Raw genomic sequence first — 19,001 nt, 5'->3', positions numbered from 1 at the left:
AAATGTAGTATTGTAGTATGCACACTTCTAATAGTCGGCATGAAAAAACGTTATAAGAAAGAAGGGAATCATTTTGCAGAATGAGAGAGGAAATTGGGGAAGCAATTTCGGCTTTCTGATGGCAGCCATCGGCTCCGCCGTTGGCCTGGGCAATATCTGGGGCTTTCCGTACAAAATGGGTAAATCGGGAGGCTTCGCCTTCCTGCTGATCTACCTGCTGCTGGCGGTCTTTGTGGGCTTCATCATTATGATGGCGGAGCTGTCCATGGGCCGCAAGACCGGTCAGGGCACCGTCGGTGCCTACCAGGGATTGAGCAAGCGCTTCAAATGGGTCGGCTGGCTGGCCGTTTTTTCTCCCTTTGTCATCATGAGCTTTTACTCGGTCCTGGGCGGCTACTGCATCGAGTATATGTCCCTGAACCTGAGCAATCTGGCTTTTGCTGGCGCTGAGATTCAGACCGGCGCGGACCTGTTCAGCTCCATGCTGACCAACCAGTTCGGCTGCGTAATGTTCACGCTGCTGTTCATGATCATCTGCTTCCTCATCAACCGGGGCGGCATTGCCGGCGGCATCGAGAAGTTCAACAAGGTGGGCATGCCCGCCCTGTTCGTGATGCTGGTCATTATCATCATCCGTGCCGTCACCATGGAGGGCGCTGTGGAGGGTCTGAAGTTCATGTTCCTGCCCGGCTACGCCGTCCAGGCGGGCTTTATCGAAAAAGCGCCCCACTGGACCACCGTGCTGGCCACCGCCGGCGGACAGATGTTCTTCTCCCTGTCCCTGGCCATGGGCATCACCATCACCTACGGCTCCTATCTGAAAAAGAGCCAGAATCTGGTGCAGAACTCCTGCATCGTCGTCACTGCCGATACCATCGTGGCCATCATGGCCGGTCTGGCTGTGATCCCCGCCGCCGTGGCCAACGGCATCCAGAGCGGCATCCCTCTGGATCAGATCAAGCTGGGCGGCCCCAGCCTGCTGTTCGTGACCCTGCAGGACGTGTTCCACGCCATGGGTCCCATCGGCCCCCTGTTCGGCGTGATCTTCTACCTGCTGGTGCTGATCGCGGCCATCTCCTCCGCCATCGCTCTGATCGAGGTCATCATCACCTACTTCATGGACCACGCCGCCGCCAAGGGCAAGAACGGCAACCGGCACAAGATCGCCTTCTGGGTGTGCGCCGCCATCATGGTGGAGGCCGCCATCGTGGCGCTGGACGGCCTGGGCAGCAACGACATGTGGATCCCCTTCCGAAACACCTTCGGCGTCATCGGCGAGTTCAACGACTGCTGGCTGGACTTCATGGACGCCCTGTCCGAGGGCATCGCCATGCCGCTGGGCGCGCTGCTGACCAGCATCATGATCGGCTGGGAGATCAAGCCCAAAACGCTGCTGGACGAGATCAACACCGGCAGCACCGCCAAGATCAACGGCTTCTTCTCCTTCTGCATCAAATTCGTGGTGCCGCTGGCCATGATCCTGATCCTGGTGGGCCAGATCGACACCTTCTTCCACCTGGGCATCTTCGTTTGATCCGCTTTTCTGATGGCGCGGCCAGAAGGCCGCGCCGTTTTCTTATCATGCCCCAAACAGTATCCGCCAAATCCTGAAGATCGCAGTCGCTTTCGCAACACAGCCGGGCCTTCCGGCACGGCTGGTATCCACTATACTTAAATCCAAAGAAAAATGCAAGCCCCCATCTCTGTCAGAGTGCCCCCTCCCGGCAGAGCTTGCATCCATTAGAAAAGTATTGTATGATACCCGCAGTGAACAGAGGAGGCTCCTTTATGACTGAACAAGACCGTATGCACGCCGGCCAGCTGTACTACGCCGGAAATGAGGCCCTATCCGCCGCCCGGGACCAGGCCAAGCGCCTCACCTGGCGCTATAACCAAATGGACCCCGCGGACTGGAACGGACGAACCGCCCTCCTGCAGGAGCTGCTTGGCCGCCTCGGGAAGGACAGTTGGATCGAGCCGTCCTTCCGCTGCGACTATGGCTCCAACATCACTCTGGGCAACGGCGTATTCATCAACTATGACTGCGTCTTTCTGGACGTGGCCCCTATCACCATCGGTGACCGGGTGCTGATCGCCCCTCAGGCGGGCCTGTACACCGCCAGCCACCCTCTGGACCCGGAGATCCGGGCCTCTGGGCTGGAGTTTGGCCGTCCCATCACGTTGGAAAGCGATGTCTGGCTGGGAGGCCGCGCTGTCGTCTGCCCCGGCGTCACCATCGGCAGCGGCTCCATCATCGCCGCCGGCTCTGTGGTCACCAGGGATATCCCCGCCGGCGTTCTTGCCGCTGGAAGCCCCTGCCGGGTCCTCCGCACTCTCACAGACGCGGACCGAGCCGTCTGGGAGCGCCAGCGCCGGGAATACGAGGCCTCCGGCGGCCGATATGGTGCCGCAGTTTCTCAGGATCAGAACTGAAAAAGGTCCGGGCCAAAGGCCCGGACCTTTTCTCATCTCTCAGGAAGCTCAGCCTCTCTGCATATCAGTTCATCTGCCGTCTCCGGCTCAGATTCATGGTGCCGTCCTGCATATTTCCCAGGGAGTCCAGGCTCTTGCCGGTACCCAGGGCCACGCAGCTGATGGCATCCTCGGCGATCATGGTGTGGATGCCGGTACGGGCGGTAACCAGCTTGTCAAAGCCGGCCACCAGGCTGCCGCCGCCGGTCATGACGATGCCGTTGGTGGAGATGTCCGCCACCAGCTCCGGGGGCGTCCGCTCCAGCACGGAGTGGATGGCCTCCATGATGCGCTCCACCGGCTCCTCAAAGGCATCCATCATCTCCGTGGAGCTGACGGTGACCACCTTGGGCAGGCCGGTCAGCAGGCAGCGGCCCTTCACATCCATGGTCTCCTCCTCGTCCTTGGGGAACACGCAGCCGATCTGCTTTTTCATCTCCTCGGCGGTGCGCTCGCCCACCAGCAGGTTGTGGGTGCGGCGCATATACTTCACCACGGCCTCGTTCAGCTGGTCGCCGGCAATCTTGATGGAGGCGCTCTCCACCACGCCGGAGAGGGAAATGACGGCGATATCCGCGGTGCCGCCGCCGATATCCACCACCATGTGGCCGTCGGGCTTGGCAATGTCGATGCCCGCGCCGATGGCGGCGGCCACCGGCTCCTCGATGAGATACACCTTCCGGGCGCCGGCCTGGATGCCCGCGTCAATCACGGCGCGCTCTTCCACTTCCGTGATGCCGGAGGGAACGCAGATGATGACCCGGGGCTTGAAGAAAGAGACCCCGGCCACCTTGTGGATGAATTCCCGCAGCATCCGCTCGGTCATGTCATAATCGGAGATGACGCCCTCCCGCAGGGGACGGATGGCCACAATGTTGCCGGGGGTGCGGCCCAGCATGGCCTGGGCCTCGGTGCCCACCTTCAGCAGCTTGCCGGTGTTCTTATCCAGCGCCACCACGGACGGCTCATTCAGCACGATGCCCTTGCCCTTCACATATACCAAAACCGAAGCGGTACCCAGATCGATACCGATATCCTTAGCCATGGACATACTTCCACCTCATTGATCTTTCTGTTTATTATGAACGGTTTTTCCGCAAACAATCACATAGGGTTATTATACCGGCAGAGTTTACCGATTGCAACCCTATTCTTTGTCATTTTCCGCACTTTAACCCCCATATGCGGCCTGATACGCCGCCCGCAGACGGCTGTGGGCGAAAAGTTTACAAAAGTTTATTTTTTCTCCCGGGTCAGCGCCGCGGCGGCGCAGGCCACAGACTCCGCCCCGGCGTCCCGCAGGACCCGGACGCACTCTGTCAGTGTGGCGCCGGTGGTGCAGATGTCGTCGATCAGCAAAATACGCTTTCCCCGGATGCGCTCCAGCTCAACCGGTTCGTAGACCCCCAGAACATTGGCCCGGCGGGCCGCAGCATCGCGGATGCCGGACTGTGCGGGATTGTGGACCGTCTTTTCCAGCAGGCGCACCGGCTCCGTGTCCCACGCCCGGCAGGCGGCGCGGGCCAGCAGCTCCGCCTGGTCGTAGCCCCGCTTCCGCAGCCGTCCGGCACTGACGGGGACCCAGGTCACAGTGTCGAACTCCCCGGAAAACTGCTCTGCCACGCACTGGGCGATCAGCTCCCCCAGCGGCTCCGCCAGACTGGAAGAGCCCTGGAACTTGTAGCGCAGGATGCCGTCCCGGGCCAGGTCCTCGTACCACAGCGGCGCGGCGCACCGCAGGCCGCCGGGTCCCTCCCGCAGCGTCTCGTTCCCCTCCGTCCAGGGCAGCGCCTTCCGGCAGGCCGGGCAGATTCCCGGACGGTCCAGGACCTTTTTGCAGAAGGGGCATTTGGGTGGGAAGAGGAGGTCTAAAACGGTCGCCAGCCACTTCCTCATTCCGCCTGCGCCTCCAAGAGCGCATCATACGTGGTATGGAGCGCGTCACGGATGCCCCGCAGCTGGGTAGCCTGTATATGCCGTGTTCCCCGCTCGATCTTCACCAGGGTCTCCCGGGTCATTTCCACCCCGTCCAATTGCAGCAGACGGACCAGTTCCGTCTGGCCGATATTCCGACTCTTGCGGATCCGCCGGATATTGGCGCCGATGTGGATATCCTGTTTGATCTTCTGCTCTTCCATACAAGCCTCCGCAAAAGGACCGTTTTGGGTCCGTTTTGCCTTATTGTATGGAGCCGTAGATTTTTAATGGGACCAGTTTTGGTCCACTTTTGTAGGCACCTGTGGATTCCAACTCAGTTTCTCTTTAAAGAGAGAGGAGCATGGAATGTGCCGCTTTGCGGCACGGGAATACGCCCCCATTTCTCTCTAACAGATAGAAACGGCCGCGCCCGGTCAAAGAGAGACTACGGAGGGGGATTTCGATTTCCCCCTCCGCACCACCCCTTGAACCGACACAGAGAGGAGGAGCCCCTCCCCTCTGGACTTCCCTCCCTGGGGGCCGCCGGCGGAGCGGCAGCGAAAAGAGAAGGAAAACCTGTCCGGGACTTCCAGCAAAGTTTGCACCCATGTATCAATCTGCGGCATAAACACGCTGATGGACGCCAGCGCACAGCGCAGCCGGATAATGCCCGGCAGGGTTTTTCCAAACGCAATTCGCACGACCCCCGCACTTCGGCCAAATTTTCCCTACGGGAAAATTTCTGGCCGCCAAAGCGTCTTTCCTTTTGACCGTGAACGACCGTTTTCTTTTCCGCAAGAGGAAAAGAAAATGGGGGTTCATTCTCGTGCCGCAAAGCGGCACAATCTCCGCCTCTCTGGCAAAGAGAAAAAATCTCATTCCCCGCTGTGAGCCAGCCGCCAACGCAGGCCGGAATAGCGCCGCTGCTGTTTGTCATTGGCGGCCATGGCCCGGATGACCGCGTCGTCGCCCACCGCCACCAGCAGCTCCCGCGCCCGGGTCAGAGCCGTGTAGAGCACGCCCCGCACCATCAGGGACGGTGCGGCGGGCGTCGCCGCCAGCACCACGCAGCGGTATTCGCTGCCCTGGGCCTTGTGGACGGTCATGGCATAGGCCAGATCTACCTCGTTCAGCATCTCCACGCCGTAGGTGGCGGTCCGCCCGTCGAAATCCACCGCCAGCCACTCGCCGGAGGGGTCGATCTGCAAAATTTTTCCCACATCGCCGTTGAAAATACCGGTGCCGGCCGTTCCGTCCTCCCGGCACCACACCGCATCGTAATCGTTCCGGGTCTGCATGATGCGGTCTCCCTCCCGGAAGAGGCGGTCGCCCCATTGCAGCTCCCGCTTGTCCGGCTGTTGGGGATTCAGCGCCTCCTGGAGGCAACGATTCAGATAGATGGTGCCGGCGGCCCCCTTGCGGGTCGGCGTCAGCACCTGGATCTGGTCCGCCGGGATGCCCATGTTGTCCGGCAGCCGCTTTCCGCACAGCTCCACCACGGTGGAAACGACCCGCTCGCCGTCCCGGCGGCACAGGAAGAAAAAGTCCCCCTGGTCGTTGCTGAGCTGGGGCGCGTCGCCCCGGTTCACCGCGTGGGCGTTGCGGATGATGGCAGACCGCTCCGCCTGCCGGAACACTTCCCGCAGAAACACCGTCTCCACTTTTCCGCTGCGGATGAGGTCGGAGAACACGTTCCCGGCTCCCACAGAGGGGAGCTGGTCCGCGTCGCCCACCAGCACCAGCCGGGTCCCTGGGCGCAATGCCCGCAGCAGGGCGGAAAACAGCGTCAGGTCCACCATGGACATCTCGTCCACGATCACCGCATCCGCCTCCAGCGGCTCCTGCTCTGATTTGGTGAAAGTCACCTGGCGGGTCGCCTCATTCCAGCTCATGCCCAGCAGCCGGTGGACGGTCTGGGCCTCCATGCCCGTCAGCTCGCTCATGCGCTTGGCCGCCCGGCCGGTGGGGGCCGCCAGCAGGATGTCCAGTCCCATCTTCCGGAACAGGGCCACGATGCCCCGCACGGTGGTGGTCTTGCCGGTGCCGGGGCCGCCGGTGAGGATCAGGACCCCCGTCCGGGCCGCCAGGGCCACCGCCTGCCGCTGCTGGGCGGCATAGGTGATGCCCTGCTCTGCCTCGATCTCCGCCACGGTCCGCTCCGCCTGACGGCTCTCGTCGGCCTCCGCCACCAAAAGCGCGCTCAGGCGGGCACAGGCGGAAACCTCCGCCTCCCACAGCCGCCGGAGATAGCAGGCCTCCACGTTGGCCACCTGCTCCTGAACCACCGCCCGCCGGTCAATGAGACCGTCCAGCGCCCGCTCCACCAGCTCCGCACCGCAGTCCAAAAGCTGGCAGGTGGCGGCTATCAGCTTGCCCCGGGGCAGGAACACGTGGCCGTTGTTCTCGTTGTGGCTCAACTCAAAGGTCACCGCCGCCTGGAGCCGCTCATCACTGTCCGCGGCGATGCCCATCTGCATGGCGATCCCGTCGGTGACGGAGAATTCCACACCGCAGTCGTCGCCGGACAACAGATAGGGATTTTCCCGCACCATCTCCAGCGCCCCGTCGCCGTACCGCTGCCGCAGCTGCATGGCCAGCACCGGGGGGAGCTGGTACTGGGCCAGAAAGGCCATCAGCCGCCGCAGCCCCATGTGATGGCGAAAGCTCTCAGCGATCTCCTGGGCCTTTCTCGCCGTGACGCCCTTGATGAGGTTCAGCCGCTCCGGTTCCCGCTCCAGGATGTCCAGGGTCTCCACGCCGAAGCGGTCCACGATGCGCCGGGCGGTGGCCGGGCCAACGCCCTTGCAGACGCCGGAGGACAGATAGGCGAAGATCTCCTCCTCGTCCTCCGGCAGCGTCCGCTCCAGCTCCACGGCCCGCAGCTGCTCCCCGTGCTGGGGGTGCTGCTCCCACACGCCGCTCACCGTCAAATGCTCCCCCGGCGCCACGCAGGGGATGCACCCCACCACCGTGATGACCTCTCCCTCCTCCGTCAGGAGGCGAAGGACCGTATAGCCGTTCTCGGCGTTTTGAAAAATGACGCTATGTACGGTGCCCTCACGGGCGGTCAGCTCTTCCATGGACTTCCTCTTTCAGGGATCTTTGCCCCAAGTAAAATTCTTTTGCGTCGATCAGCTCCGCGTTTTTCTCCCGGTCCGCCAGGTACTGGGCCAGGCCCCGGGCGTCCTCCGTCAGTCCGCAGTCCGCCAGCAGGATCTTCGCCCCCGGCAATCGCCCCTGGACCCGCCGCAGCTCCCGCACGTCCGCCTCCATGGCCAGGGCCTCTCCCTGAAGGGGCAGCACCAGCAGCAGGCCGGGAATAGCGGGACGGCCCGTGTGAAGGATCGCTCCCGCCAGAAGCCAGCCCAGCGTGGTCAGGCCCACGGCGGAGAGAAACGCAATGACGCCGTCCTGTAAAAGCAGCATTTCCATCACCTCGGGACAGTGTATGCCGGAGGGTTGGACGGAGTGCCGATCCCCGCGGCGGAGACCGGTCACGGGCCGGGGACGGGGGATTTTTCGCCCCGCCAGCGCCTCTACCGCTCCTCCGTCCGTCCCACCAGATAGTCGATGGATACGCCGAAGTGGTCCGCCAGCTTCCAGGCGTTTTCTATGTTGGGGAGATTCGCTCCCCTTTCAAACCGTTGATAGTGCTGTTCTGCAATTCCAATAGCCTCCGCCACCTGGACTTGCGTCTCGCCTCTTTCCTTCCGCAATTCCCGGACTCTCTCTTTAAAAATCATCGTTCTCTCCTCTTGACACATAATTTTTGTTGTGTTATCATAGTATTGGCCACAACGAAAATTACGTGTTTATGAAAGGTGGTACAATATGTCCGACTTCATGAAATTCCTCTATACCAGCTATATCAAGCCCCAGCTGGCGGCAGCGCCCCAGGAAGAGTACGAGGCCCCGCTGGACCTGGTCCGCAACGTATTGGACCCTCACGCCCGGGAGTGTTATGAAAAAGCGCTGGAATTCACCGCCATCCACGCCTTTCTGCTGGGCCTGCGGACCGGGCGGGGCCTGCCGGGACTCAACGGATGATGCTGAGGGACGCCAGGACAGCCTCCTCCCGCGCCCGCATACGGGCCTTCTCCGGCCCCTCGTCCAGGTGGTCGTAGCCCAGCAGGTGCAGGATAGAATGCGTCACCAGATACGCCAGCTCCCGGCGGTTGGAGTGCCCGTATTCCTTGGCCTGGGCCGCCACGCGCTCCATGGAGATCACCATGTCCCCCAGGGGGATCAGGCCGGTGCCGGGGTCCGCATCCTCCTCCCCCGGCAGCTCACCGGGCCGCAGGTCAAACTCCGGAAAGCTCAGCACGTCGGTGGCACGGTCCACCTGCCGCATGTCCCGGTTGATCTGGTGGATGTTCTCGTCGCCGGTCAGCAGCACATCCACCTCGCAGGGCAGGTCCATGCCCTCCGCTGCCAGGGCCGTGCGGATGACCTTTCGGATCAAAGCGCAGTTCCGCTCATTGGCCGCCCCCGGCATGTCGGCGGTGATGGGAATATAATGCCGCTTTGCCATCACTTCTTCCCCTTTCCGCTGCTTTTGCGGTTCTCATAGTCCTCATAGGCCGCCACGATCCGCTGGACCATGACATGGCGCACCACGTCGGCGTTGGTCAGCTGGCAGATGCCGATGCCCTCCACATCCCGGAGGACCCGCATGGCCTCTTTCAATCCGGATGCCTTGCCGTCCGGCAGGTCGATCTGGGTCACGTCGCCGGTGATGACGATCTTGGAGCCAAAGCCCAGCCGGGTGAGGAACATCTTCATCTGCTCCCGGCTGGTGTTCTGGGCCTCGTCCAGGATGATGAAGCTGTCGTCCAGGGTCCGGCCCCGCATATAGGCCAGAGGGGCCACCTCGATGTTGCCCCGCTCCAGATATTTCTGATAGGTCTCCGCCCCCAGCATGTCGAACAGGGCGTCGTACAGCGGCCGCAGATAGGGGTCCACCTTGCTCTGCAGGTCGCCGGGCAGGAAGCCCAGCCGCTCGCCGGCCTCCACCGCCGGGCGGGTGAGGATGATGCGGTTCACCTGCTTGTCCCGGAAGGCCTGCACGGCGGCGGCCACCGCCAGATAGGTCTTGCCGGTGCCGGCGGGGCCTACGCCGATGGTCACCGTGTTTTTCAGCACGGACTGGATATACTCCTTCTGGCCGATGGTCTTGGGCTTGATGGGCCGGCCCTTGGCGGAGATGCACAGCACGTCGCCGGTCAGCTCCGTGATCCGGTCCTCCTTGCCGGAGCGCACCAGTCCGATGACGTAGCGCACGTTCTGCTCGCCGATGGACTCTCCCCGGGAGGAGAGCGTGAGCAGGGCCTGGATGGCCTTGGCCGCCAGAAGCACCTCCTCCGGCTCGCCCTCGACTCGCAGCTCCCCCTCCCGGTTCACCACAGAGACGGAAAACTCCTGCTCCAGCAGCCGGATGTTCTCGTCAAAGGAGCCAAAAATGTTCACGGCCTGTTCCAGCCGCTCGATGCTGATCCTCTGTTCCAAATCTTTCACTCCGTATTCCTTCGGGCTTCAGCCCGGTTCTTCCGTAATGATCGGCACGCTCCGGCCGATCTGTTCCACACACTCCGCCGACAAGGTCACGATCAGATCGTCTCCCCGCCGTTTGGAAGCGCACAGGGTCGACGTCACCGTGCCGTGGGGGTCCACCATAGCGTGGAGCTGCTCCGTCAGGACCGCCTCCGCCGCTTTTTCCGCCTGGGCGGCGGTCCGCTCCACCGGAGCAGTCTCGTAAAAGCGGTATGTCTCCGTCACCACCGTCACCGGCAGCGGGATCCCCAGCAGGGTCAGGGAATGTCTGTTTATCATTTTATCATATTTTGCCGTCTCAATGCTACTGTTTGAGAAGAATTTTACCCGCTGTTTTCCAAAAATCAAGCTGACACCGGTTTTTTCCCTGCCGGTATACCGCTTTTCCGCCCCGGTGAGGGGGATCCGGGCGGTGAGGGCATACCAGGTCCGGGCCTGGACAGCCCCCATGCCCGCCAGGACCCGGGCGCCAAAGGTCTCCGTGTCCTCCACGCCGGAAATGAGGAGCTGGCCCTCCGTCACGGCGGTGCCGGGCAGCACGGCGGCCACGCCGTCCAGCGCCTGGACCCGCAGCACCAATCCCGCCCGCCGGGCCACAATATTGGCCGGGGGCTGCCGGCCTACGATCTCCGGCGGTTCGACACGTTCCCGCACCTGTACGCTGGCCCGGCAGCCGGAGACGTTGACAGCGATCCAGCTCAGTTCCGGGACCTCCAGCAGCACATGGTTGCGGATGTCCTCCCCGTCCAGCGACAGGCCGAAGCTGCCCAGGCCCACGCCGCAGTCCTCCAGTGCCCGCAGGATCTTCTCCGTGGGGACGGTCTCGTTGCCCTCCACCTGAAAGTCCCACACGAAAAAGCTGCTCAAAAACAAACACAGGCCGCAGGCGACCAGTCCCGTCACCAGTGCCTGCCGGTGGCGGAACCGGCTCAGGAAATAGGGCGCGCCCTCCCGCCGCACCACTGTCAGGGCGCAGTCCAGCGGCTCTGCCGCCTGCTGCAGGACCCGCCAGTCCCGGCGGCTAAGGCGGCAGGTAAAGGCGGTGGGGCTTTCCCACTCCAGGTCCCAGAAGGCCAGGTCCCGAGCACCGCACAGATTCAATACCCGCTCCGGAAACGGGCTTTCCGCCCGGATGTGGACCTGCCCCCGCAGGCGGTTGACAGCCCCGCTCAGCATGGCCCGGCCCATTCCACTGCGGCGATGCGCCCGCCGATCCGCAGTTCTCCCGCCGTCATAGCCAGCAGGGTCAACCGCTGGCCACGGACCCGCAGGACCCCGGCGGCAGTGTTGGCGTCGATCTGGGTCTCGCTGTACGCCAGGATGCCGGTGTGGTGCTCCAGATACAGCTGGCGGTTCCCCACCATCTCCAGACGGGGCAGTCCCGCCACCACATCCGCGGGCAGATCGAACAGCTCCGCCACGGTGCTGAGGATGCCGCCCTCCCGCGGCTGTCGATTACGTTCCATACGCTTCACCTCCTTCCGACTGTATGAGCCTCCGGCCCAAAACTTGCATGTCATGGGCCGACGCCGCATAAGGTCCTGTGGTGATGTGTATGAAAAACCGCTGGCGGGCCGACGCCTGCCTGGTTCTGTGCGGCGTTCTCGTCTGGTTCCTGGCGGATGCCGTCCGGGTCCGGCAGGCGGCGGCGGAGGCGCTGGCGCTGTGCGCCGGGTCCGTGATCCCCGCCCTATTTCCCTTTTTGATCGTGTCCCGCCTGCTGGTGGTCATGGGCTTCAGCCAGTGGGTCTCCCCCCTCTTCTCCGGCCTGATGACTTCCCTTTTCCGTCTGCCGGGGCTGAGCAGCAGCGCCCTGCTGCTGGGGCTGGTGGGGGGCTACCCTATCGGCGCCCAGACGGCGGCGGAGCTGTACCGCAAAAACCTGCTGACCCGGGGGGAGACCGTCCGCCTGCTGACCTTCTGCAACAATTCCAATCCCGTTTTTCTCATCAGCGTTCTGGGCGTTGGGGTATTCGGCAGCGTCCGGGCAGGGGTCTGGCTTTGGCTCATCCACGTGGCCGCCGCCCTGCTGACCGGTCTGCTGTGCCGAGGAACCGGCGGAACGGCCAGAGACCAGGGACCGGCAAGGTCTCTTCCTTGTCAGCCGTCCTCCCTGTCCGCCGCCTTTGTCTCCGCCGTCCGAGACAGCGCCGCCGGGATGCTGTCGGTCTGTGCGTTCGTGGTGTTCTTCTACGTGCTGGCAGCGCCCCTGAAAGAGCTGGGGCCCCGCCTTGGCCCCGTCCTGGTGGGCGCTGTGGAGCTGTTCTCCTTGACGCCGCTGCTGCCGCCGGACCACCTGGGCTTTGTTCTGGCGGCGGGCTGCGCCGGATGGGGCGGGCTGTCGGTGCTGTGCCAGACCGCCGCCGTGGTAGAGGACCTGCCCCTGACCCCCTGCGTGCTGGGGAAGCTGCTCCACGGCCTGCTGTCCGCTCTGCTGGCAGCTTTGCTGGCCGGGTACGCCCTGGCCTAAAAGGCGGAAAAAGCCTCTTCGTTTTGACAACGAAGGGGCTTTTTCGACACATTTATAACTATTTGTATTTACTTTTCCATAGCCTTGACCGCTTTCACGACCCGGCTGGTGCCGAGGCGGGACGCGCCCAGACGGATAAAGTCCTCCGCGTCCTTCAGATCTGCGATACCGCCCGCCGCCTTGATCTTCACGCCGGACCCCACATGTTTCGCGAACAGCGCTACGTCCTCCCGGGTCGCTCCGCCGCCGCCGAAGCCGGTGGAGGTCTTGATGAAGTCCGCCCCGGAGGCGGTGACGATCCCGCACAGCTTGATCTTCTCTTCGTCGGTGAGGAAGCAGCACTCGATGATGACCTTCAGCAGCTTCCCCTTGCAGGCAGCCTTCACCGCCTGGATCTCCGCCAGCAGGTCCTCCCACCGGCCGTCCTTGGCCCAGCCGATGTTGATGACCATATCCACCTCGTCGGCGCCGTTGTCCACCGCATCGGCAGCCATGAAGCACTTGGCCGCTGTGGTGTCGTAGCCGTTGGGGAAGCCGATGACGGTGCAGATAGGCAGCCGCCCCGCCGTGTATGATGCCGCCTGCTTCACGAAGCTGGCCGGGATACACACGCTGGCGCAGCCATACTTGATGCCGTCGTCGCAGACGGCCTTGATCTCCGCCCAGGTGGCCGTTTGGGCCAGCAGGGTGTGGTCGCACTTGCTCAGGATCTCTTTCAGTTCCATATTTCAACGCGCTCCTTTATTTGACTTTGCAAGGGCAATTTCATCTGTTTTCAGCATACCACACTTCTTCGGAAACCGCAAATGCTCCTTCCATTCCCCCACCTGTTCTTCCACTGCCAAAGCCATGCCGCCGCTTTTGAGGGCTCGCACCTTGAAGCTCCAGGCTTGCTGTGGTATAATCAAATCACTTGAAAAGTGGTAAAGCCACTTTTCAAGTGCCGCAGCACAGGCGCTGTGACAGGCCGCAGTTTGCGGCTTTGATTTGGATTTCATAGTCAATAACCGCACGCTTTTTGCGTATGGCGGGCACAGCCCCCCTGAAAAATCGTCTGCGATTTTTCAAGTTCATTAACTAATGTGATGCGGCTGATGCACAGGAGGCCGGGGCGATGAACGTGAACGATTCCTTTCAGGAATTGCTGGACCAAATACATAGAGAACTTCTCAAGCCCAGGGGCTGGAAAAAGCAGGGCAGCAATTTCAGGCTTGTACACGATGACGGCCTCGGCCAGATCATCAACTTTCAGAGATCAAGGTGGAACACAGCTGAAAGCTGCGGTTTCTTCATCAATTACGGTGTCTATATCGAGGCGGATCCCACGCTGAAGAACAAAACGTTCAAAGAGTACCACTGCCAGCTCAGGCGCAGGGCTGCTCATGAAGGGGATATCTTCACGATAGATGCTCACGATCTGTCCGCGGTCAAGCAGGATGCCGCGGCGGCTGTCCGCTCCGCCCTGGCATTTTTTGATCTCATCGGCACAAAAGAGCGCTTTGTAAAGATGCTTTTGTCGGGCGAGGCCCAGAAGTATTCCGCCGCACCCGTCCTGCACTACCATACTTGTAAGCTGTTGTGCGGCATGGGCTACTATCGTGAGGTCCAGGAGATCATAAAAGACAGGGGCGGGCCATATTTCGAAGAACTTAAGGAACAGATCGGGCAAAAAATAAATCGCTGAACAGAATTTGTAAAGAGATCGGAGGAGCATACCATGAAACTTGCCGAGGCGCTTCAGGAGCGGGCGGACATCAACCGGAACATCGAGCAGCTGAAAAGCCGTCTGAACAACAACGTACTGGTGCAGGAGGGCGAACAGACCGCGGAGAAACCCGAACGGCTGAAGCGGGAATTGGACGATTCTATCCAGCGGCTGGCTTACCTGATCTCCCGCATCAACCTGACAAACTGCGAGACCAAGATCGGCGGGCAGACGCTGACGGAGCTGATCGCGGAAAAAGACGCCCTTTCCCTGAAGCTCAGCGCTTACAAGGAGATCGCCTATACCGCCAGCCAGACCTCCTACCGGGCGAGAGGCACAGAGATCAAAATAAAGCCGGCCATCGCCGTGGGGAAGTGGCAGGCGGAGATCGACGCAATGTCCAAGGAGCTGCGCCTGCTGGACAACAAGCTGCAAGCGTGCAACTGGAACACTGACCTGATCGAGTAGCGCACGCGCTGGTAGCGGAAGCAGGGTGAATGTCACGCGGCGACAGCGCAAGTCGCAATTGGGTCGCGCCGAAGAGCAGGCGCGGGGTTCGATCCCCCAAGCATCGTTATGCTCCGACCGCGTACACAGGCACCGTAACAGAGCATCGTTATCACCAGACATTGACTGCGGCCGCGAGGGTGGGAACGGGGAATTTCTTCAAGCCTCCGATCACTTCCGGTCTATAGTCGACACACACGTGCTTTGCCCGTTCAGCGGTTATTACCGCTGGTTGAAAATCTGCTTTTGCTGATTTTCAAGTGTGTTGACTATATCGGGCTGTCCAACGGCGGACAGCCCGATTTTTTTTACCGCCGCCCCTGCCGCTGCGGCTATGTCCGCATCCATGCGGAAGGCTGCCCTTGCCAATCTCCCGCTCAGGTGCTACAATACCCGCAGTACATTACCCTCAGTGGACAATGATTTCAATTCAAGATTTCGGAGGCATGCTCATGAAAAAGCGAATCTTTGCGTTCTTCTGCGCCCTGACATTGCTGCTGGGTGCTGTTCCCGCCGCCGCGGCCCTGGAGGGCGAAACTTTGCGGGCAGCGGACACCCTGGCCGCTCTGGGGTTGATCGATGCTGGAAATTATGATTTGGACAAGCCCGCGGCCCGCGCCCAGGCCGCCGTGCTGCTGGTTCGTCTGGCAGGTGCGGAGCAAGCCGCCGCCAAGGACCTGTGGATCTCCGGCTTTACAGACGTTCCCGCCTGGGCCGCCACCGCCGTCACCTATGCCGCCCACCAAGGCTGGGTCTCCGGCACTTCCCTGACCCGGTTCAGCCCCAACGGCGCCGTCACCGCCAACGCCTGGTGCGCCATGCTGCTGCGGATGCTGGGCTACAGTGACAAGAACGGTGACTTCACTGTGTCTGACGCCGCGGCCTTTGCCCAGCGCCTGGGCCTGACGGCCCGAGGCTACGACGGTCCCCTGACCCACGGCCAGCTCTATGAGATCGCCCGGGATGCCCTCACCTTCCCCCGAAAAGACGGCACCGGCTCCATTGCGGCCCATCTGGCCGGTCAGAGCGCTTCTGTCAGGGCTGCGGCCAACGCCCTGGGGCTGCTGTCCGAGACGCTGACGGCCCGGCAGGCGGCGGACCGCCTCATGGCCGCCGTGTTCTGCCTGGATACATATGAAAAACAGGAGCAGGCCGACAAGGGAGATCCGTCCGCCAACGCCAGCGGCTTCTTCATCTCCGCCGACGGTCTGGCCGTCACCAACTACCACTCTATTGAGGACGCCATCCTGGCCACCGTGACCCTGGTCACCGGCGAGACCTATCCGGTGGAGCGGGTCATCTGCTACGATCCGGACATCGACATCGCCGTGCTCCGGGTCTCCCGGACCTCCACCGCCAACAAGACCACCTCCGCCTTTGCCTTCCTGGACCTGGTGGGCGTAGCCGACGCCCGCCGCGGCGACACGGTCTATACCCTGGGCAATCCCCTGGGCCTGGGTCTGGCGGTCAGCTCCGGCATCATCAGCGCCACGGACCGGAAGGTGGACAGCTACGCTCTCCCCTGTATCATGAACACCGCCGACATCTCCAAAGGCAGCAGCGGCGGCGCCCTGCTGAACGTCTACGGCCAGGTGGTGGCCGTCACCACCGGCGCCTATACCTATGGCAACAATATGTATCTGGCAGTGCCGGTGGACCCGGTGATGGAGGCCGACCTTACCATTCAGGGCCAGACGCTGGCGGAGGTAGCAAAGACGGAAGCTGTCAAGAATGACGAGAGTGCCCAGAAATGATAAGCACAAAAAAAGGACGTCCCCCAGGGACGTTCTTTTTTGATACCCTCAGTGGTTCAAGATGAACTCCTCCAGCTCCCCGGCGGTCCGGACCACCGCCACGGCGCCGGCCTCCGCCAGCTCGCCGGGGGCAGCATAGCCGAAGAACTCCACGCCCACGCAGTCGATGCCGCAGTTCCTGGCCCCCAGCACATCGAACTTCCGGTCCCCCACCATCAGGATGGCGGGCTTGTCCGCATCCGTCAGGTCCAGGCGGCGCATCGTCTCCCGGATCACGTCCGCCTTCTCCCAGTCCGCCACCGGCGGACTGCCCACAATGGTCTCCATAGCGGGGGCAAAGCCGAATTTATCACAGATCGGCACACACAACTCCTCCGGCTTACTGGAGGACAGCGCCAGCACATAGCCCCGGTCCCGCAGGCGGCCGCACAGCTCCGCCATGCCCGGCGCGGGCTGGTTCTCGAATTTGCCGATGGGGACATACCGCTCCCGGAACAGCCGGATGCCCTCCGCCGCCTCCGCCGGAGAAAAGCCGCAGAACCGGACAAAGGAATCCTGCAGCGGCGGGCCGATGAAATTCAGCAGCGTCGCCTCCGCCGGCGCGGGCCTTCCCATTTTGTCAAACGCGTAGCGCAGGCTGTTGAGGATGCCCTCTTTGGAATCCGTCAGCGTCCCGTCCAAGTCGAAAAAGATGTAATGATACATAACACATCTCTCCTTTTCCGGAGAGATTTTATCATGATTTCTATGGGTCCGCAAGGGGCAATCCCGCAGTTTCCCATATTCCTCCGCCGAAACGGCAGAAAGCGCCGGGGAACGCTCCGGAAAATCCGCCGGGGCAGGACGGAGAGCCGTCCCTCTGCGGGGCCGGAACCCATGGGCCAGCAATTTTGGACGGGAAAATTGTTGAAAACAGCTATTGAGTCCCGCCCCCCGGTGTGGTAGAGTGGTCAGCGCACGATAGGAGGCGTTCTCATGAAAACAGCCGCGCGGCGTTCCGCGTCCCAGGACCTGACCCAGGGTCCTCTGGCAAAGCAGATCTTTTTCTTCAGCGTTCCCCTGATCCTCTCCAATGTTCTTCAGGTCCTCTTCAACATGGCGGATGTGGCGGTGGTGGGCCAGTTCGCCGGACCGCTGGCCCTTGGCTCCGTAGGCTCCACCACCATTTTGGTTTCTCTGTTCACCGGGCTGCTCATCGGCCTGTCCAGCGGCGTCAACGTGCTGACGGCCCTCCACTTCGGTGCCCGCAGCAAAAAGGAGCTGTCGGAAACGGTCCACTCCGCCGCTATCCTGTGCACCCTGGCAGGGCTGCTGCTTTTGCTGGTAGGCACGGTGTTCGCCCGGGACATCCTGTCCCTGCTCCGCACCAAGGAGGAGCTGATCGACGGCGCAGCGCTGTATCTCCGCATCTATTTTCTGGGGATGCCCGCCCTGGGGATCTATAATTTCGGCAACGCGGTGTTCAGCGCTGTGGGCGACACCCGGCGTCCCCTGTGCTACCTCTCCATCGCCGGAGCGGTGAATATCGCGCTGAACCTGTTCTTCGTCATCGTCTGCGGGATGGACGTGGCGGGCGTGGCGGCAGCCAGCGTCATTTCCCAATATATCTCCGCCGCGCTGATGACCATCGCCCTCTTTCGCTGCCGGGAAGGCCACGGTCTCCGCCTTTCGGCCCTCCGGCTGTACAAAAGCCGCAGCCAGACCATCCTGGCCCTGGGCATCCCCTCTGCCTTTCAGCACGGCATCTTCGCCTTGGCCAATCTGTTCATCCAGATGGGTGTCAACTCCTTCTCCGCCACTATGGTGGAGGGCAACTCCGCAGCCGCCAACGCTGACGGCCTCATCTATGACGTCATGGCCGCCGTCTACACCGCCTGCAGCAGCTTTATCGGCCAAAACTTCGGCGCCGGGCGGTGGGACCGCATCCGCCGCAGCTACCTGCTCTGCACTGTCTACGCCTTCGGCGCAGGCCTGACGCTGGGCCTTCTTCTGCTGGCTTTCGGTCCCCAGTTCCTCTCCCTCTTTACCCGGGAGCCGGAGGTGGTGGAGGCCGGCATGGCCCGGCTGACCATCATGGGCCTCTCCTACGGTTTCTCCGCCTTTATGGACAATTCCATCGCCGCCTCCCGGGGTCTGGGCAAAAGCCTGGTCCCCATGGTGCTGGTCATCTTAGGCTCCTGTGTGTTCCGGGTCGTGTGGGTCTGCACCGTGTTCGCCCACTTCCGCACAGTGCCGTCGCTGTATCTTCTGTACATCTTCTCCTGGACCATCACCGGTGCTGCGGAGGTCCTGTACTTCGTCAGGACCTCCCGCCGCCTGCGGCAGGAGCATCTGGCATAGAAACGGCCGTCTGGGCAAATGCCCGGACGGCTAAAACTGCCGGAGAGTCCCTGCGGGGCTTTCCGGCAAAAGACCACAGCCCGCCGCGCGCACTCGTTGGCCGCAGCCAACTCGCACACTTGCGGGCCGAGAGGTATGTTTCCCGACGCACATGTCGCCGGGAAACATCAATCCAACTTTTTTCGCGCCTGTAGGCGCGAACTCCATGAGACTTTTTGACATGCTGAGCCGTCCGGGCAAATGCCCGGACGGCTGTTTTTTCGCCGATCCGGCCGCCCTGCCGGAA

Annotated in this window: 21 protein-coding genes; 8 read left to right on the top strand and 13 right to left on the bottom strand. The window is 62.2% G+C overall.

Going from position 1 to position 19,001, the window contains the following annotated elements:
* Positions 1–73: 73 nt before the first annotated feature.
* Positions 74–1,534, top strand: coding sequence for a sodium-dependent transporter (locus Q0Z69_RS09120; protein WP_298032393.1), 1,461 nt, complete (start codon positions 74–76; stop codon positions 1,532–1,534).
* A 254-nt stretch (positions 1,535–1,788) separates the two neighbouring features.
* A complete protein-coding gene (locus Q0Z69_RS09115; RefSeq protein WP_298032390.1) occupies positions 1,789–2,433 on the top strand; it encodes a sugar O-acetyltransferase in 645 nt (214 codons plus the stop codon).
* A 64-nt stretch (positions 2,434–2,497) separates the two neighbouring features.
* Here the strand turns inward: Q0Z69_RS09115 and Q0Z69_RS09110 are convergent, their stop codons facing one another.
* From Q0Z69_RS09110 to Q0Z69_RS09085, 6 genes are all read right to left on the bottom strand, one after another.
* Positions 2,498–3,523 carry a rod shape-determining protein gene (locus Q0Z69_RS09110; RefSeq protein WP_298032388.1) on the bottom strand — a complete coding sequence of 342 codons (1,026 nt, stop codon included), beginning with the start codon at positions 3,521–3,523 and terminating at the stop codon, positions 2,498–2,500.
* 185 nt (positions 3,524–3,708) lie between these two features.
* Entirely contained in the window at positions 3,709–4,368 is a 660-nt protein-coding gene (locus Q0Z69_RS09105) for a ComF family protein (protein WP_298032386.1), read from the bottom strand.
* Positions 4,365–4,610 (bottom strand): helix-turn-helix domain-containing protein, encoded by a 246-nt coding sequence (locus tag Q0Z69_RS09100; RefSeq protein WP_298032383.1) that lies wholly within the window; start codon positions 4,608–4,610, stop codon positions 4,365–4,367. Before Q0Z69_RS09100 ends, Q0Z69_RS09105 begins: the two co-directional genes overlap by 4 nt.
* Positions 4,611–5,264: 654 nt before the next feature.
* The gene (locus tag Q0Z69_RS09095; protein ID WP_298032380.1) at positions 5,265–7,469 is read right to left on the bottom strand and encodes an ATP-dependent RecD-like DNA helicase; all 2,205 of its coding nucleotides are present in this window, start codon (positions 7,467–7,469) and stop codon (positions 5,265–5,267) included.
* Positions 7,447–7,815: a hypothetical protein gene (locus Q0Z69_RS09090; RefSeq protein ID WP_298032378.1), complete on the bottom strand. Its 369-nt coding sequence runs from the start codon at positions 7,813–7,815 to the stop codon at positions 7,447–7,449. The genes Q0Z69_RS09095 and Q0Z69_RS09090 overlap by 23 nt, the downstream gene beginning before the upstream one ends.
* A 110-nt stretch (positions 7,816–7,925) precedes the next feature.
* Positions 7,926–8,132, bottom strand: a complete 207-nt coding sequence (locus tag Q0Z69_RS09085; RefSeq protein WP_298032376.1) for a helix-turn-helix domain-containing protein — start codon at positions 8,130–8,132, stop codon at positions 7,926–7,928.
* Between the two features lie 88 nt (positions 8,133–8,220).
* Here Q0Z69_RS09085 and Q0Z69_RS09080 point away from each other — a divergent pair, with 88 nt between their 5' ends.
* Positions 8,221–8,436, top strand: a complete 216-nt coding sequence (locus Q0Z69_RS09080) for a hypothetical protein (RefSeq protein WP_298032373.1) — start codon at positions 8,221–8,223, stop codon at positions 8,434–8,436.
* Here Q0Z69_RS09080 and ybeY read toward each other — a convergent pair.
* The 4 genes from ybeY to Q0Z69_RS09060 are packed head-to-tail and all read right to left on the bottom strand — an operon-like array spanning position 8,426 to position 11,405.
* Entirely contained in the window at positions 8,426–8,920 is a 495-nt protein-coding gene (gene ybeY, locus Q0Z69_RS09075) for an rRNA maturation RNase YbeY (protein ID WP_298032370.1), read from the bottom strand. The two genes, Q0Z69_RS09080 and ybeY, sit on opposite strands and share 11 nt — an antisense overlap.
* Positions 8,920–9,894 carry a PhoH family protein gene (locus tag Q0Z69_RS09070; RefSeq protein ID WP_298032367.1) on the bottom strand — a complete coding sequence of 325 codons (975 nt, stop codon included), beginning with the start codon at positions 9,892–9,894 and terminating at the stop codon, positions 8,920–8,922. Before Q0Z69_RS09070 ends, ybeY begins: the two co-directional genes overlap by 1 nt.
* Positions 9,895–9,921: 27 nt before the next feature.
* Positions 9,922–11,115, bottom strand: a complete 1,194-nt coding sequence (locus Q0Z69_RS09065; RefSeq protein ID WP_298032364.1) for a sporulation protein YqfD — start codon at positions 11,113–11,115, stop codon at positions 9,922–9,924.
* Complete coding sequence (locus Q0Z69_RS09060) at positions 11,109–11,405, bottom strand: YabP/YqfC family sporulation protein (RefSeq protein WP_298032361.1); 297 nt, start codon at positions 11,403–11,405, stop codon at positions 11,109–11,111. The genes Q0Z69_RS09065 and Q0Z69_RS09060 overlap by 7 nt, the downstream gene beginning before the upstream one ends.
* Before the next feature lie 89 nt (positions 11,406–11,494).
* Between Q0Z69_RS09060 and Q0Z69_RS09055 the strand changes: the two genes are divergently transcribed.
* A complete protein-coding gene (locus Q0Z69_RS09055; RefSeq protein WP_298032359.1) occupies positions 11,495–12,409 on the top strand; it encodes a nucleoside recognition domain-containing protein in 915 nt (304 codons plus the stop codon).
* 68 nt (positions 12,410–12,477) lie between these two features.
* Here the strand turns inward: Q0Z69_RS09055 and deoC are convergent, their stop codons facing one another.
* Positions 12,478–13,134, bottom strand: coding sequence for a deoxyribose-phosphate aldolase (gene deoC, locus Q0Z69_RS09050; protein WP_298032357.1), 657 nt, complete (start codon positions 13,132–13,134; stop codon positions 12,478–12,480).
* Between the two features lie 3 nt (positions 13,135–13,137).
* Entirely contained in the window at positions 13,138–13,407 is a 270-nt protein-coding gene (locus Q0Z69_RS09045) for a hypothetical protein (RefSeq protein WP_298032354.1), read from the bottom strand.
* A 116-nt stretch (positions 13,408–13,523) separates the two neighbouring features.
* On the opposite strand from Q0Z69_RS09045, the gene Q0Z69_RS09040 reads away from it, so the two are divergent.
* From Q0Z69_RS09040 to Q0Z69_RS09030, 3 genes are all read left to right on the top strand, one after another.
* Positions 13,524–14,093, top strand: a complete 570-nt coding sequence (locus Q0Z69_RS09040; protein ID WP_298032351.1) for a DUF4304 domain-containing protein — start codon at positions 13,524–13,526, stop codon at positions 14,091–14,093.
* Between the two features lie 33 nt (positions 14,094–14,126).
* A complete protein-coding gene (locus Q0Z69_RS09035) occupies positions 14,127–14,582 on the top strand; it encodes a DIP1984 family protein (protein WP_298032348.1) in 456 nt (151 codons plus the stop codon).
* A 491-nt stretch (positions 14,583–15,073) separates the two neighbouring features.
* Positions 15,074–16,375 (top strand): trypsin-like peptidase domain-containing protein, encoded by a 1,302-nt coding sequence (locus tag Q0Z69_RS09030; protein WP_298032345.1) that lies wholly within the window; start codon positions 15,074–15,076, stop codon positions 16,373–16,375.
* A gap of 48 nt (positions 16,376–16,423) precedes the next feature.
* On the opposite strand, the gene Q0Z69_RS09025 is transcribed toward Q0Z69_RS09030, so the two are convergent.
* A complete protein-coding gene (locus Q0Z69_RS09025) occupies positions 16,424–17,080 on the bottom strand; it encodes an HAD hydrolase-like protein (protein WP_298032341.1) in 657 nt (218 codons plus the stop codon).
* Between the two features lie 270 nt (positions 17,081–17,350).
* Here Q0Z69_RS09025 and Q0Z69_RS09020 point away from each other — a divergent pair, with 270 nt between their 5' ends.
* Positions 17,351–18,715 (top strand): MATE family efflux transporter, encoded by a 1,365-nt coding sequence (locus Q0Z69_RS09020; protein WP_298032339.1) that lies wholly within the window; start codon positions 17,351–17,353, stop codon positions 18,713–18,715.
* The last annotated feature ends 286 nt before the right edge of the window (positions 18,716–19,001 follow it).

Source organism: uncultured Dysosmobacter sp., from assembly GCF_947631165.1.
Lineage (GTDB): Bacteria > Bacillota > Clostridia > Oscillospirales > Oscillospiraceae > Oscillibacter.
The sequence above is the reverse complement of the archived record's forward strand: the minus strand, read 5'-3'. Positions and strand labels throughout refer to the sequence as shown.